Raw genomic sequence first — 15,559 nt, forward strand, 5'->3', positions numbered from 1 at the left:
CAATTCATCAGACGGTACGAACTGCGAGGTGACATCGGTTCTTCACTCGGCACCGTCCGGGTCGTCACCGAAGTCGTCCCGCAAGTGTCCGAGGATCTCCGAGAGCCGGCGCAGCGCACGCGCGGTACGGCTTTTCACCGTGCCTAGGGCGAGGTTCAGCTCTCGGGCCACCTCACTCTGGGTCATGCCACCGTAGTAGGCGAACTGCAACACCTGGCGTTCGTCGGGGTGTAGTTGGTCAAGAGCTTCGCGGACCTGCCACACCTGCCATGCAGACTCGAAAGACTGGCCCTGCTCAGGGTCCGGCCGGTCCAGCCAAGCGTCGTCGAAGCGGACCTCCTGCGACGCCCGTCGCTGTCGACGATAGACGTCGATTGCCGATCGTCGGGTGATCGCGTACAGCCACGGGCGTAGGCCCTTGGTGACGTCAAAGGACCCCGCCGCCCGCCAGGCCTGCACGAACGCCTGCTGCACCGCGTCCGCTGCCAGATCACGGTTGCCGAGCAGGTTGAGCGCGGTGGCGAACATGGCCCCGGAGTACAGGCGGTAGACCTCCGACAAAGCGGTCTCGTCGCCTGAGCGGAAGCGCTCTTCGAGGGACGTTCCGGAATGAGTGTTGAGTCGCATCGCACCAACGGCGCCAGGTTGATCCGGCGTCGCCCTTCGTCAATGGGAGGTTCAGGAAGCGGGTGAGCGATGGGCCATCGCGCATCCACGGGCTTTGCTGGTTGCTCTTAACGTTCTTACGGCGCTGCCCGACGGATCGGTTCCCGGCGGATTCCCGGCAGCCCACGTGGACGTCCAACCGGCGCGCGTGCCACGCTCTGCCTTGATTGGGTGCTATCACCCATTGTTGCCGGGGAGCGGCGATGTGAACCCGACCTTGCTGCCCGCTGCTGCCCCGTCAGCAGCGGGCACTCTTCTCGGCTCCGCCTGCCCTACCCCGCTCTGCGGCGAGCCGACGACAGGATTTCGGAGCGAGTGGTGGTGGCCGAGCCGTTCGGCGATGAGGTCGTCGACGGCGGCGCGTTGTCCGGGCCCTTGACGCCGCCCCTGACGACCTGCTCACCTTCGCCGGCTTCCCGCGCGGGGTCTGGTGCCAGAACTGTTCAAACAAGCTGCAGGAACGGTTGAACAAGGAGAGCCGACGCCGTACCGGCCTGGTCGGACTTCCCCGACACCCCCGGCGGTCATCCGCCTCGGCCGCGCGGTCCTGGCCGAGCAGGCCGACGATTGGACCGGCGGACGCCGCTGGATGGGCAAAGGTCGCCGCAGCCTCCAACCATTTGCACCACGGCCCGACCTGATCGTGCTCGGCCGCGCCGACCCCAAAGTCACGCACGGCGACACCAAGCGCGGCGTCATCCAACGCCTCGACTGCCTACCCGGCAACGCTGTCTTCCTGTCGGCAGTCCACCAATCTCTTCGCTGCCCGTTCTTCGCTAATCACGTCACGGAGTATCGTGCAATTCCCCGACGAGGGGAGCTATGCATCGAATGTGGCCCGTTAACGACGAGGATCTAGCCGCGCGGGCCTCGACACGGGCGCTGAGTGTTCCGGTTTCGTGGCCGAATCCTGATGTCACCCATGGTGTTGCCGGTGCCGGCATGACGCAGTTGCGCTTCTGGCGAGACTCCAGAGACCCTCGCATTGCTCAGCGAGCCGGTGATCGCGCCGACTGGCTGCTCATGAACCGCTGACCGAGGTGACGGACAAGTCCGCTGCCGATCCCAGCTGACCACGATTCGAATCTTGCTGGCCAAGGCACTACGGCTTCGCCCATGGGGTTTCAGGCATCGGGCCTTCCTTCTCGACGCCGGCCAGGCACTGCAACGGGATAGATGGCTGAAAGCCGCGCAGGAAGCCGGTGCGACGCTCGCCAATCGATGTCGGGACATGCTCACTTTCTCAAGGACGGCGCGATGGCTGCTCGACCGAGTTGTCGAGTCAGGCGGGCAAAGCGCGGGCGATGAGCTGGAGCAGCAAGCCGATGCGTACCGAACAGCACTTGAAACGGGTGGAGCAGGGTAATCCCATCAGGTCAACTCGACGGCCGTCCGCTGAGCTGGCCCCGCCTACCCACTCGCCTACGCTCAAGGCTGCCTGATTGGAGATGAACGTTCCAGCCACCCTGCGAACGCTTCCACAGCATCGAGCACCGGTAGTTCTTGCCCGGGCAGCCAGGCGGTATCGCGGGTCCGATCGGCGTACTGCGGCGACGGTGGTCTGGTCGACCGGCCGCTTACGCGCCGGCGCCATGGCCAGCAGCGGCGAGGGTGCCGATGACCTGGTGCGCCGCAGCGCACGAGCCCCGAACAGCGGACCGGTCTGGCGCATCGTGAGGTGTGTACAACAAGACGGGACGCAGGCGCAACAGCTGCATATTGGGGGAGAACACCGATGTCGCCGCTCCGGGGCCGGCAGAGAATGAGGCGACGCTGAGCAGGGCCGCGATGGCGTGGTTGGAGGTGACGGTCGCCTGGCAGAACGTGGGAGTTGCGCGTGCCTCACCGCCAAGAGAATCCGGGCAGTAACGCACTGCCCAGGCGCACCAGGCGGTGGCGTTCGGAGGGCTGAGACCGGCCCCGACCTGATCTGTAGCTGCGATGAGCGGTGGCTCCCGGCGACCTCCGGGCCGCCAGCACCGCGACCATACTGATCTGTCCGGCCGACTAGGGCGGAAACGTGCGATTTGGCGAACCTGCAATGCAGTTCTCTCACTGACCCCTGCCGCATGGACGGGGAAGCTGCAACCCAGAGGAGTGTCATGTATTCCGCGCGCCTGAGTCTCGGGCTGTTGGCGACGACTGCCGCCAGTGTGATTGCTACTGGACTTGTTGGCCCATTGGTGCCTGCCGCTCATGCCGTCTCCTGCTCAACGACCTACGTCCTTGACTGGCAGGGCGTCAGGGTCGGTGCGGCGGGAAGCTGTATACAAGGGCCGGCCACATTCCGGGCTCGTGTAGGGTGCTTCCTGGCCGGCCAGGGTACACACTATGTGAACGGCCCGTGGATGGCTGCCCCGGTCGCGGCCCCCGGGCCGGATCCGGCAGCCGAATCGATTGCTTACTGCGACTTCGGCAAGGCTGCCAGCAAACAGATCGAGTTCGCATAATGCCTTTGCCGCTGGCTCTGGCATAGCCGCGGTGATCGGTCACCTCCTCGCCCAGGGCGGTCTCCAAGACCGTCTTGGTCAACTGCTTGAGCAGCCCGTCCGGGCCCGTCGACGACAGGCCCTGTTCCCTGGCTGCCCGGACAGGCCGGCGGCGGCCCTTCGCCTCCGCCGACGCCTCGGACCGCCACCTGCGTCCGGTCCGGTCGTTCGCGATCAGCACCGTGTCGCGTCGGGTCTTGGCCAGTCCGGTGAAGGCTCCGAAGGGACCTTGAACGAAGAGCCTCGTCCCCGGTCGCAGGGAGGCGAGTGCTGCGCTGCTCGCGCCCACTGCCTTGAGCGTCAACCGCAGATGCCGACCGTCCCGGCGGGTCGACATCAAGAAGGGGCTGACCCGCCGAAGCGGATTGAATCCAGGGAAGCGCCGGGTGGCGAATTGGCCCGCGTGGGCGGGGAAGCGGTCGAGCCCGCCGCCATTTACGTAGGTGAACAACACCTTGCTTACTTTCGACGCGACGGCGGCGCCCCGGAACCGTGACGGAGACCGCTGCGGGCGGCGGGGCAGCGAAGGTGGTTGTTCCTACCGCCATCGTCGTCTGACGCCGCCGAAGTTGAGGGTTATCTCTAATGGATTCAGGAATCCAGATGAGGGAATCTACTGCCGCCGGTCGCTCCGAGCGGCGACCGGTTGGTCACTATCGACCTCCTATCGTCCAACTGAAATAGGACCGAGGCGTGTCTCGTACGCATTCCGATCTCGCAAGAATCAGGCACGGGTTGACCGGCCTGGTCGACGCACGCGCACTCCTGACCTGCCTGTTTCTCCTTGCTCCACCTCGGTCGGCAAGTCGGGCGCCACCACCGGCCAAGCCGACGATCTCGAGATCATCCGCAACCGCCACCGCGGCCGTCGGTCGCCCCTCATCCGCTTCGCCCTCATGCCCCACAGAAGGCTGCCGATCATTATGCAAGCGCGAACGCCCGGACTGCTCGACTGGCTACACCATCCCTCACCCGAACACGGCGTGAGCTTCCTCGACGACAATGGAAACTGGGCGTGGACGTCCTACGATCACCTGGCTCACGGGGCGCTGGCCCGCAGCGCTGAACTCCTGCAGCGCACGGAACCGGGTCAGTGCGTTCTGATCGTTCACCCCACCGGACCGCAGTTCGTCACCGCCTTCTTCGGCACGCTCGCAGCGGGCTGCACACCGGTGCCGCTGAGCCCACCGCAGGCCCTCAGCGGCACTGCTCGCTGGGTCAGTCACGCCGCGCATGTCATCCAGACGGTCGAACCCGCGCTGATCCTGGCCGCGGAGGCGTACCGGCCGCTGCTCGAGGCCGCGTCACGGAAAGCCGGACACCCGGGCAGGATCCTCGCCACACCCCCCATGAGCCCCGCGGCTGGTAGGCACCGGCCCGTGGCCGAGACCGCGTTGATCCAGTTCACCTCTGGTTCCCGCGCCGCAGCGCGCGGTGTTCCGGTCTCCGCCGCGAGTCTCCAGACCAACCTCCACATGATCCACCGCATGCTGGACCATTTCGACACTGTCGGTACGAGCTGGCTTCCCCTATACCATGACATGGGGCTCGTGGGTGGTTTCTTGCTCCCAGTCGTGTATCAGATGCCACACCAGATGATGCGGCCGGGCCAATTCATCTCGGCTCCTATCCGCTGGCTCGAGCAGTACGGCCACGGCACGGGACAGGTGATGGTTATGCCGAACTTCGGCATGGACTACGTCGTGAAGAGGATCCGCCCAGCCGACGTCGAGGGCATGGACTTCACCGGGGTCCGCACGGTCATCACCGCCGCGGAGCGGGTCCGCGCCAGTAGCGTCGCCTCCTTCTACCGCCTGTTGGCGCCTTTCGGGCTGCGCTGGGAGACGTTGCGGCCGATGTACGGGCTGGCGGAGGCGACGCTCGCGGTGACCGGCGCTCACGTCCACCGGGTGCCACGGATGGTCGGTGTCAAACGCGGGGGTGAGCGGTTCGGCCAGGCTGTGGAGATCGGCGACGTCCGCCAAGCGGACGAGCTCGCCCACCTCATAGACAGCACCGACGACACGCTGGTCTGGCATCTCAGTTGCGGCCAGCCCGTTACCGGAACAACCGTGCGCGTCGTGGATGAGCACCTCGTGGCCCTACCGGACGGCCACTTGGGGGAAATCGCGGTGACCGGCCCCTGCGTTGTCCGCGGCTACCTGGATCGGCGCAGCACCGGGACCACCCGCATCACCGCCGACACGCTCCTGACCGGTGACGCGGGCTTCGTCATGGATAGTGACCTGTTCGTTCTCGGCCGGATGGGCGACTGCATTCAGGTCAGGGGCCGCAACGTCTTCGTTGAGGAGGTAGAGGACGCCCTGCTCACCGCCTTTCCCATGTTGGCCCGCCGAACCGTCGTCGTCGCCGGCTACCGGGACGGGAGCCCGCAGGTCATGATCCTCACCACCCACCGTGTCGATGTCGACGCCGCGACCGCAATGCTCGACACCCTGATCAGGCACGTCGGCTCCGACGTCGACCTGACGGTCGAGGTCGTACCCCGCGGCCTGCTGGAATTCACCTCCAGCGGCAAACCACGCCGCGCCTCGATCTGGCGCGCTCGAACCGAGACCGACATTACCGTCACCACCCTGGCCACCCATCATCCCGATTCCGTCGGAGGAACAGACATTGGCCCCCCGCCTGGTTACCACGCCGCCACGACTGGTGACGCGCCGTGAACGGCATGTTGTTTCGGGACGGCATTGACACCCCTCGGGTGACCGAACACCGCAACAGCCTGCGAAAGCTGATCGATACCTCCATTCGCCCGACGTTTGCCCCCGCCGAAGAGGCCGGCAGGTTCCCTCGCGAGGTGATGATCAAGCTTGGTGAAGCCGGCATCATCCGCGACCGATGGGAGGGCTACCACGGTGACCGGGGGCAAGCGGCCATCCTCCACGAGGAACTGGCCGCAGCCGGCTGTGGCGGCATCGCTGTCGGGATCAGCCTGACCCTTGAGACCGTCACCGGCATCCTTGTCCGCTTCGCCAGAGGCCCCGCCCAGACGCAGGCACTACAGGGCCTCCTCGACGGCCGGCTCGTCGGCTGCATCGGAGCGTCCGAACCGACCGGCGGCTCCGACCTGCTCGGTATGCGCAGCACGATACGCCGCGAAAACAACGGTTGGCGGGTACGGGCCGAGAAGAAGTTCTTGTCACTCGGCCAAGTCTGCGACTTCGCCTTGCTGCTGTGTGGCGTCCAGGACAGCGACGACGACTCGCAGACCGCGCGGCCGTTGACGCTGGTGATGGTCCCCCGTGACGCCCTGCGAGTCGTCAAGCCCTTGTCGAAGATCGCGACGCGGTCGCTCGACACCACCTGGATGCGCTGCGACACCTGGGTACCGGACGACGCGATCGTCGGCCGGGTCGGACTCGGCCTACCCGTCATAGGCCACGGCCTCACCCATGAACGCTATGCCATCGCCGCACAGGCGCTCGGTCTCGGCACCCGCGCCATCGGCCTGACCGCGGCACACCTGCACCGTCGGCAGCAATTCGGACGGCCGTTGGTCGAACACCAGGCTCTGCGGCTGCGGCTGGCCGAGCTCGCCGCCCAACTCACCACGCTTCGATACGGCGTCTACGGCGCCGCTGTGGGCGACGACGGGGTCACCGTCCGCGACGCAGCCGCGCTCAAGGTCACCGCCACTCGTCTGGCCGAGCATGTCACGCAGGAGTGCATGCACATGTTCGGCGGAGCCGGCTACCTCACGGACGAGACACCGATGGCCCGCATCTGGCAGGAGGCTCGCCTCGGCCGCATCGGAGCCGGCACCGACGAAACCATGTGGGAGCTGGTCGCCGGCGGCATCCAGCCTGACTTCGACTCGTACCGCCGTGAGGTTCACCTAACTCGCCCTGACGACTTGGGAGTCGCCAATGTCTGAATACCCCATCGACACGCTGCTCATCCTCGGTAACTTCATCGAGGTCTTCGAGACCTGCTACCGCTCGGTCACCAGAATCGACCGGGTCATCGCGCCAACCGATCGAATTCAGGATCTACGGATCGACTCTCTGCACCTCATGGAGATCCTCGTCGCACTTGAAGAGCACTATCGGATACGGCTCGTCGAGCATGAAGAGGTAGCGCGCGTCGAGACGGTCTCGGACCTCCACCACCTCGTCTCCCGGCAGCTCGACCGAGAGGCCGAAACGGCATGAGCCCCAACGATGACGGCGCGACCCGGGCCGGGACCTGGGCCGGGACCTGGGCCGGAATCAGCGTCCGGCTCGCCACCGCGTCCGACGAGCTGCAGGCAGTCGTCGCCCTACGACACCGGCTTCGCCGCCACGACGCCTTCTACGACCCTGACGGCGACGCCCTACGCGACGCCGTGTCCTACGTCTGGATGGCCGAGCGGGAAGGAGATCTCGTCGCCACCGGACGAGCCATCCCCTTTTCCACCGGCGCTGCCAGGTCCGTCGAAATCGAAGCGCCCCTCGGCGACATCGGCGTGGACGACTCCTTCGTGGAGATCGGCGGTCTCGTGGCTGACCCGGGCAAGGGTCTTCTCGCCGGGCAAGCGATCATGCGACTCGCCGCCCCCTGGATGGCCCGCAACACCGCCTGTCGGCGCGTCTTCGGCTTCTGCCGCCAACCGGTCACCGTCTTCTACCGGCGGCTCGGCTTCGCGGTCCGCCCGGCACCATTCGTCCCGACACGCGGCTCCGTCTCGGGAATCCCGCTGTTCCTCATCCACCGCGACCTCGGCGCGCAGGTCTGACACGGCCGCCGACAGCGCACCGCCGGTCCCGATCGGCAGGATCGCCAGACAAGGAGCAGTCATGGCAGCAACGTAAAGACGTCGACGCCCGGAATGATCACCGCGCTCATGGCGGCAATCGCCCTCCTCAACCCCTTCGCCACCGTCGTACGCGATGCGGCGATCATGCCGGGAGGCGGTGGCCGCGACACCTGCCTGTCTGACGTCGCGGCGTCCGACGCCCCGACTCGGGCAATGCCCAGGTAAGGCTCGCTCTCGACCTCTCCAGCGGCCGGTGCGCGGGCGACCGATCGCCACGTCGCTCGCGCACCGGACCCTACGACGGCCGCGGTGGCACGTCCGCTCGTCTGCGCGCGACGGTGCGGCCAGCTTCGCAGAAACCGGCCGCCATAGCTGATTGTCACCCCCGTGAGAGGTCCGCTGCCCCATCTGCACCCAATCTTAACAGCCGTATCCGTCTCGTCCGGCTTTCGCTCGGCATCTTCGAACGCGCCATCGGGCAACCCCAGCGACCGTGCGACGTGCGATGGCCGAAGTCCAACTCATCAAGCACTACGTCGCCGTCGGGCGATCGGTTCTGGCACCGAGGCCAAACCGGCCTACGCATCGGGTCGAGCCACTCAATGACCCGATGGAGCGGATCTGCGCCGGAGGGTCGTTACGCGGGGTACTCGGGCTCGGCGATGGACGGAGCGAGGGCGGAACCAAAGGGAGCCGTGTCCCGAATCGGCTTGGTCAAACGGACACACCGGCACTCGTCCACACCCGTCCGCCCAACTCGTACAGCGACCCGGCACCGAGGAAGCAGAGTTCGCCGACCACGACAGCGAAAGTAGTCGCTGCGTCACGGCCCGCATTTCGGCGACCTGCGTCGGCACGGGACAGCGAACCGCGGAAGACCTGAAACGCCGGTTGGGGGATTTACCGGATTGGTCTGAGCCGCAAGATCGCGGAGTCTCCTCCCCTAAGAGTGGATCGAGGAGGACGTGGTGAGCGGTAGGGCGGACGATCTCGTCCTTGAGTCGATCGGCCGGGCCGCTCTGCCCGAGGCATCCTGGCGTATCGACCGCACCGCGATGTGGTGCCATGCCCGACCGGTGGGCAGCGTCCGGCGCCTGCAGGGATGGAAGTTGCATGTCTCGGCGACCCCCTTGTCTGCTCCGGTCGTGCTCGCCCGCGCCATCGACGTCCTTCGTGAAGACCCTGCTGCCTTCAAGTTCGCGAGCACCCTGCGGAGGGTGGAGGAGTTGGTCGAATCTCGGCAGGACCGCGGCGCGGGCGGCAAGTTCATTACGATCTATCCGGATTCGGACGCGCAGTGCCAGCGGCTTGCCCAAGCGTTGGACGCCACCACCTTCGGACTGGCCGGACCAGGGATCATGTCCGACCGGCGGCTGCGGCCGGGCAGCCTCGTCCACTGCCGCTTCGGCGCATTCACCGGAGTGCCGGCGCTCACCAACGACGGCGAGGCGGCCGCGATGCTCGTGGCGCCGGACGGAACCCTGGAACGTGACCACCGCGGCGCGTCCTTCACCCCGCCGAGCTGGGCACCCGCCGTGATGCCCGACTTCCGCTCCGCTAAGGCGAGTGGTGCGGTCGCGTCGACATCCGTTCTCCTGAACGACCGCTACGTGGTTCGGAAGGCGATCAGACATCGTTTCAAGGGCGGGGTGTACCGGGCGTCGGACACCCGCACCGGCCGCGAGGTGGTGATCAAGCAGGCCCGCCCGCACGTCGCCGCCAATCTGTACGGCCTTGACGTGCGGGACGCCTTGCGTAACGAGGAAAGGGCTCTGAACGCTCTGCGTGCACTGCGGATCGCACCAGCGCCGGTGGAGCTGTTCGAGCAGCAGGGCGACCTGTTCCTGGTGGAGGAGGCGCTACCCGGCACACTGTTGCTGGATCACATTCACGAACTGCATGCCGTCTGCGACGGAATCCCATCCTGGGACGAGTTGGCCGGCATCGCCCTCGGTCTGGTCGATGTCATGGAAGCGGTTCATTCCCTCGGCTACGTCCTGCGGGACTTCACCGTCAACAACATCATGATCGACGGATCGCGCGTTCGACTCGTCGACCTGGAGTTCCTCGCCCGACCCGACGAATTGGTCCGCCGGGTCTTCACCCCCGGGCATGCAGCACCGGAGCAACGCAGCAGCCCCGGCTATACGCCCGCCCCCGGTTTCGCGGCCGACAGGTACAGCCTGGGAGCGGTGCTGTTCTGCCTCGTGTCGGGCGCGGTGCCCCGCCTGGCCTGGCAGGGTGCCGGGCGATCGGCTCGGCAACAGCTGCTGCGGTGGGCTGCTGCCAGCGCCGCGGACCACCCGGCTGCCGGCCTCGGTGAGCTCGCCGTCGACTTGATGATCGAGGAACCCGCGTCACGGCCCGATCTCGCGACGGTGCGTAAGCGGATCGAGCAGCTCGGCACATCAGCGGGAGCCGTGACCGTCCAGCCGCCGGTGGTGCAGGTGGAGCGCTTGGCTCGGGATGCCGTCCAGCAGCTGTTGCGTACCCGGGCCGACAGCGACGCCGACCGGCTCTGGCCGGCGGGAGAGACCGTCGCGCGGTTCGACCCGGTCGCCGTGCACGCGGGAGCGGCGGGCGTCCTCGCCGCCCTGGTCCGGGCGGCCACCACCACGGGCGACGACGGCGTTACGCCTGTCGTCAGAGCAGCCGTCGACTGGATCCAGGCTCGCGTTACCCGACAGGCACGCGTCCTACCCGGGCTGTACTTCGGCCGGGCGGGGACGGCTTGGGCACTGCTCGACGCCGCGTCGCTGCTCAAGGACCAGACACTCCGCGAGGATGCCGTCGCGATGCTGAACACCCTGCCGGTGCGGTGGCCGAATCCCGACCAGTGCCATGGGGCCAGCGGCGCCGGTACCGCCTTGCTGCACGGCTGGCGGACGACCGCAGATCCGACACTCCTCGACCGCGCCGTGACGTGCGCGGACGGCCTGCTCGACGCCGCACACTTCGTGGACGACGACGTGTACTGGACGGTTCCGGCGGATTTCGACAGTGTGCTGAAGGGCACGGCTCACTACGGGTACGCCCACGGGGTAGCCGGGATCGCCACCTTCCTGCTGGCCGTGGGACAGGCGACCGGCAACGACCGGTATCTCGCTGTCGCCGACCGGGCGGGACGGACACTGCAGCGCGCCGCCCGGCTCCACAACGGGGCGGCCTACTTCCCGGTCGACCGGGGTGCCGCGACCGAGAACTGGCTGACCCACTGGTGCAGCGGGTCCTCGGGCATCGGAACCTTCCTGGTCCGACTGTGGTCCCACACCCGCTCCGACGACCTGTACGAGCTGGTGGAGGCCGCCGCCAGGGCGGTTCACCGGGGGCGGTGGCGTTCCGGTACAGCTTTCTGCCACGGCTTGGCGGGTGACGGCGAATTCCTGCTCGACGTCGCCGACGCCACCGGCGACGGCAGGTTCCGGTCCTGGGCCGAAGACCTGGCGTTGTGCCTCTCGGTCCGAGCCGTGGAGGACGACGGGCTGCTCGTCGTGCCCGGCGAGGACGGGGAACACCTCAACGCCGACTTCGCCACCGGGCTGGCCGGAATCGGCACCTTTCTTCTCCGCTTGCAGCACGGCGGTCCCCGCCTGTGGCTGCCCCGACCGGTGGGTTCACCCACCGACCCTGATTCGCACAACATCGGAAGGAGGTGAAGACAGATGAGCATCGACGTCACTGACCTGCAGGGTCTCGCCGCTGAGGAGGAGACCAGCATGCACTGCTCGGGCGAGACCTGCCTGGGCGCGACGGAGTCCGTGGACCAGTAACTCACGGACTGGTGGCACGCGGGTCAGTCCCGCCCGCGTGCCACCAGCCGCCCGGCAGATCAGGATCGCGGATGCCAGCAGGAAACCTCGGTGACGCAAGCCGCGCCCGTCCCGTGATCATCGAGGCACTGCGGGGCAGCAGCTGGATGGCCGCGCTCCTGCTCGTCGCCTCACTCGTCGGCGTCGGCACGACCCTGGTCATTCCCGACCTGACCTCGTCCGCGGTAGGGGCCCTCAGCGATGGACGACAGGGCCCCGTCCTCGCACTGGGGATCGCCCTCACCATCGGCGTCGTCGCCTCGGCAACCGGCGTGTGGACATCCGCCGCCGTCGTCGCGCGATCGGCCGCCGCTGCCCGCCGCATGCTTCTCGATCGGCTGGTCTCGCTCGAGTCCCCTCACCCGCGTCAGTTCGGCAACGGAGACCTGGTCGGACGTGTGATCAGCGATGCGCAGACGGCGGGCGCAATGGTACCGAGCGTCATCTCGGCCTGCTGTGGGCTGGTCACGGCAGCCGGTGGGATGACCGGCCTGGCGCTGCTGGACCTGCGGCTGGCGGCGGCGTACACGGTCACGGTGCCGCTGGCCACGTACCTCTCGAACCGGAATCTTCGCAGTGTCCGCGTGTTGTTCCAGCAGTACCGACGCGCCCAGTCCGAGATCTCCACCCGCATCGTGGAGGCGTTACACGGCGCGGCGACTATCCGAGCAGCGGGCACACTCGACCGGGAAGTCACACGAGTGCTCGAACCGCTGCCCGATCTTCGGCGGACGGGTACGGCCTTCTGGTCGACACAGGCACGCCTCGTCTGGCAGACCGCGGTGCTCACCGGAACGCTGGAGGTCACCGTCCTGGCCGTTGCCGGCGTGAGTGTCTCGACCGGGCGGCTGACCGTGGCGGACATGGTGGCCGCCGCCGGATATGTGGCGTTGGCCGCTACCCTGTTCCGGCGAACCGACGTCATCGGCGTGATGGCCGCCGGCACGGCCGCAGCACGTCGTATAGCCGACGTGATCGGTCAGGAGTCGACCCCGCTGCGGTCCATGGCCGGCGCACCCCTCCCAGCAGGCTGCGGCCCGATCACGCTCCACCAGGTCACCGTGCTCGGCGAGGCTGGTCCTCGGCTGGACGGAATCACCGTGGAGATCGCTCCGGGCCGCCTGACGGTGGTCGTGGGCCGGGCCGGGGCCGGCAAGAGCACCTTTGCCTCCGTTGTCGGCGGACTGATATCGCCGCACTCAGGTGAGGTTCGCCTTGCCGGAGTGCTGGTGGGGTCGATCCGTCCGGGCCACCTGAACCGCTTCGCCGCCTACGCGTTCGAACAGCCCAGGTTGCTCGGCGGCACTGTCGCCGACGCGATCGCCTACGGGATTCCCGACGGCGGGTCACGGGCACAGGTCGAGCGGGCGGCACGGGCCGCCGCCGCTCACGAGTTCATCTGCGAACTGCCGCTCGGCTATGACACCCCGCTCGGTTCCGCGCCGCTTTCTGGTGGACAGACACAGCGAATCGGCATCGCTCGTGCCATCGCACAGGACGCCCGGTTGGTCATCGTCGACGATGCCATGGCGGGGCTGGACAGTCTGACCGAGGAGCAGGTCCTCCGATCCATCACCGAACCATCGGTTGAGCGCACCGCCCTGGTGATCACCCATCGCGAGAGCGTCGCAGCCAGAGCTGACACGGTGATCTGGCTCGACGGCGGACGGGTCAGAGGGATCGGAAGGCACGGCACGCTGATCAACCAGGACGACTACCGGCGTCTGTTCGCGCGGTCGTCATGACGGGGAACGGCGGAATCCGATTGCTGATCCCTCACCTGCGGAAGCACCGCGCCGAGCTGATCACGCTCGGCACCTGGTCGGCGGTGGAGGCGGCTCCCACCTTCACGTCCGGAGTCCTGATCGCCTGCGCACTCGATGACGGCTTCCTGGCAGGCCGGCCGGGATACGGGGTCGCCCTGCTGACGCTTCAGCTCGTCGTCATCGCGGCGGCGGCGGTGGCGGTGAAGGTCTCGGCGAGACCGATGGCGGGAGTGGTCGAGCCGCTCCGGGATGACCTCGTGACCCGGCTCATCACCGCGCTGCTCGGACGCGCCGAACGCGGGGACACGGTGCCCCCCGGAGACGTCGTGGCACGTCTCACCACCCAGGCGGAATCGGTTCGTATGCTCTGCAACGCCCTTCTGCGTGGCCTCCGGCCGCTGTTGTTCCGCGTGGTGGCGGCGCTCATGGGACTGGCCACGCTCGACCCGACGGTGGCCGCCGTCGTGCTGGTTCCGCTCAGCCTCGCCCTGCTCTTTTTCTGGCGGGTCGTCCGGTCGGTCGCGGCCGCGCAGCAGGACGTTCTGCGAACCGGTGAGAACCTGGCCGGCGTGGTCGAGCAGGCCATCGACGGGCTTCGTGACATCCAGGCATGCCGTGCGCAGCGAAAGGCTCGATCGGCGGTGGGTGACGCGGTCGACGCCAGCGTGCGGGCCGCGCTGGTCCACGCCCGCCTCACGGCGAGCCGGGTCTGTGTCCCGACATTCGGCATCGACATGCCGACCGTCGGCGTCCTGCTCGCTGCCCCGTGGCTCATGTCCCACGGTCAACTGACCGTCGGGGAACTCGCCGGCGCCGTCACCTTCCTGGTCACCGGCCTGGCACCCGCGACTCGCAGTGTCGTCGGCACCGTTGGCACCTGGGGTGTGGAGTTGAGCGTCGTGCTGCGCCGACTGGGCGCTACCACGTCACCCCACGAACTGCCGCGGACCGCCACCGACGTCTCGGGGCCGATCACCCACGATCTGACGCTCAGTGACGTCGGTTTCTCCTACGACCGACAGCCCGGCCACATCCTCTCGGGGCTGAACCTCACCCTTCCGGAAGGGTCGCATCTGGCCATTGTCGGGGAGAGCGGCACCGGCAAGTCCACCCTCGCCGCCATCATCGCCGGGCTGGTCGCGCCGACCACAGGCTCCGTGGCGGTGGGGAACGTGCCGGTCCGAGGGCTCACTCCCGCGGAGCGGGCACGACACATCATGCTCCTGCCTCAGACGCCGTACGTGTTCGGCGGCACTCTCCGCGCGAACCTGACCTACCTGGCGCCCGCGTCGAGCGACGACGAGATCCGACAGGCGATCGACATCCTCGGCGGCGGCGATCTGTGTGCACGTCTGGGTGGCTTGGGCGCGATCCTGGCGGCACAGAACGGTCACCTGACCCAGGGTGAGAAACAGCTGCTCTGTCTCATTCGGGCTTACCTGTGCCGGGCACCCGTCGTCATCCTCGACGAAGCCACGGCGCATCTCGACTCCACCACCGAAGCCCGTGTCGAACAAGCATTCCGGCGAAGGGTGGGCTCCCTTGTCGTCGTTACCCACCGCCTCAGCTCCGCCGCACGTGCCGACCGCGTACTGCTGCTCGAGAACGGAGCGGCAACCGTGGGGAGCATGGCCGAACTGACCGTGGGATCGTCGCGATTCACCCGGGTGGTTTCTCAGTGGACCACAGCGGCACAGGACACCGCCGCCGTCGGGAGCGGGAAGCTCCGTCCTCAATGCGCGCCCCCGAGCGGGTGAGGTTACGCGGCCGGGCTCGGGGCCGCTCGTCTCTGAGGCGTGCCAGGAGTCCGGCAGGTCACAGCAATGCGGGGAACCAGTGGCCGCCTCACGGGGAGATCTGATCGGCCGTTGACAGGACCCGGCGCCGACGAGGCAGAGGGTGTCCACCCCGCCTGCTGTCACGGCGTGGGCCGCGGCCCTGGCCGCGGTGGGTCCGAGGTGCTGGTCCCGGCCGTTGCCCCGCCGTCATCCCAGACCTGAGATCCGGTGAGGGTGACGGGTGCGTACTGCTCGACGAGGAACACCTCCGCCACGAAAGGAAACACCCATG

The 15,559-nt window shown here is 67.7% G+C and carries 9 protein-coding genes and 1 pseudogene; 8 read left to right on the top strand and 2 right to left on the bottom strand.

Going from position 1 to position 15,559, the window contains the following annotated elements:
- Positions 1 to 42: 42 nt before the first annotated feature.
- Positions 43 to 627 carry an RNA polymerase sigma factor gene (locus ACFY3U_RS27310; RefSeq protein ID WP_387206832.1) on the bottom strand — a complete coding sequence of 195 codons (585 nt, stop codon included), beginning with the start codon at positions 625 to 627 and terminating at the stop codon, positions 43 to 45.
- Between the two features lie 434 nt (positions 628 to 1,061).
- On the opposite strand from ACFY3U_RS27310, the gene ACFY3U_RS27315 reads away from it, so the two are divergent.
- A complete protein-coding gene (locus ACFY3U_RS27315; protein ID WP_387206841.1) occupies positions 1,062 to 1,307 on the top strand; it encodes a transposase in 246 nt (81 codons plus the stop codon).
- A 1,825-nt stretch (positions 1,308 to 3,132) separates the two neighbouring features.
- Here the strand turns inward: ACFY3U_RS27315 and ACFY3U_RS27320 are convergent.
- Positions 3,133 to 3,336, bottom strand: a pseudogene (locus ACFY3U_RS27320) (IS256 family transposase); the annotation flags it as partial.
- An 802-nt stretch (positions 3,337 to 4,138) separates the two neighbouring features.
- Between ACFY3U_RS27320 and ACFY3U_RS27325 the strand changes: the two are divergent.
- From ACFY3U_RS27325 to ACFY3U_RS27355, 7 genes are all read left to right on the top strand, one after another.
- Complete coding sequence (locus tag ACFY3U_RS27325; protein WP_387206834.1) at positions 4,139 to 5,842, top strand: AMP-binding protein; 1,704 nt, start codon at positions 4,139 to 4,141, stop codon at positions 5,840 to 5,842.
- Positions 5,843 to 5,847: 5 nt separating this feature from the next.
- Positions 5,848 to 7,053: an acyl-CoA dehydrogenase family protein gene (locus ACFY3U_RS27330; RefSeq protein ID WP_387206842.1), complete on the top strand. Its 1,206-nt coding sequence runs from the start codon at positions 5,848 to 5,850 to the stop codon at positions 7,051 to 7,053.
- A complete protein-coding gene (locus tag ACFY3U_RS27335) occupies positions 7,046 to 7,330 on the top strand; it encodes an acyl carrier protein (RefSeq protein WP_387206836.1) in 285 nt (94 codons plus the stop codon). Before ACFY3U_RS27330 ends, ACFY3U_RS27335 begins: the two co-directional genes overlap by 8 nt.
- Positions 7,327 to 7,893 (top strand): hypothetical protein, encoded by a 567-nt coding sequence (locus ACFY3U_RS27340; protein WP_387206837.1) that lies wholly within the window; start codon positions 7,327 to 7,329, stop codon positions 7,891 to 7,893. The genes ACFY3U_RS27335 and ACFY3U_RS27340 overlap by 4 nt, the downstream gene beginning before the upstream one ends.
- Before the next feature lie 989 nt (positions 7,894 to 8,882).
- Positions 8,883 to 11,570, top strand: a complete 2,688-nt coding sequence (gene lanL, locus ACFY3U_RS27345) for a class IV lanthionine synthetase LanL (protein ID WP_387206838.1) — start codon at positions 8,883 to 8,885, stop codon at positions 11,568 to 11,570.
- 185 nt (positions 11,571 to 11,755) lie between these two features.
- Positions 11,756 to 13,468 carry an ATP-binding cassette domain-containing protein gene (locus ACFY3U_RS27350; RefSeq protein ID WP_387206839.1) on the top strand — a complete coding sequence of 571 codons (1,713 nt, stop codon included), beginning with the start codon at positions 11,756 to 11,758 and terminating at the stop codon, positions 13,466 to 13,468.
- Positions 13,469 to 13,488: 20 nt separating this feature from the next.
- Positions 13,489 to 15,246 (top strand): ABC transporter ATP-binding protein, encoded by a 1,758-nt coding sequence (locus ACFY3U_RS27355; protein ID WP_387206840.1) that lies wholly within the window; start codon positions 13,489 to 13,491, stop codon positions 15,244 to 15,246.
- Positions 15,247 to 15,559: the final 313 nt, after the last annotated feature.

Origin of the sequence: Micromonospora sp. NPDC000089 (assembly GCF_042899365.1) — a bacterium.
GTDB lineage: Bacteria > Actinomycetota > Actinomycetes > Mycobacteriales > Micromonosporaceae > Micromonospora.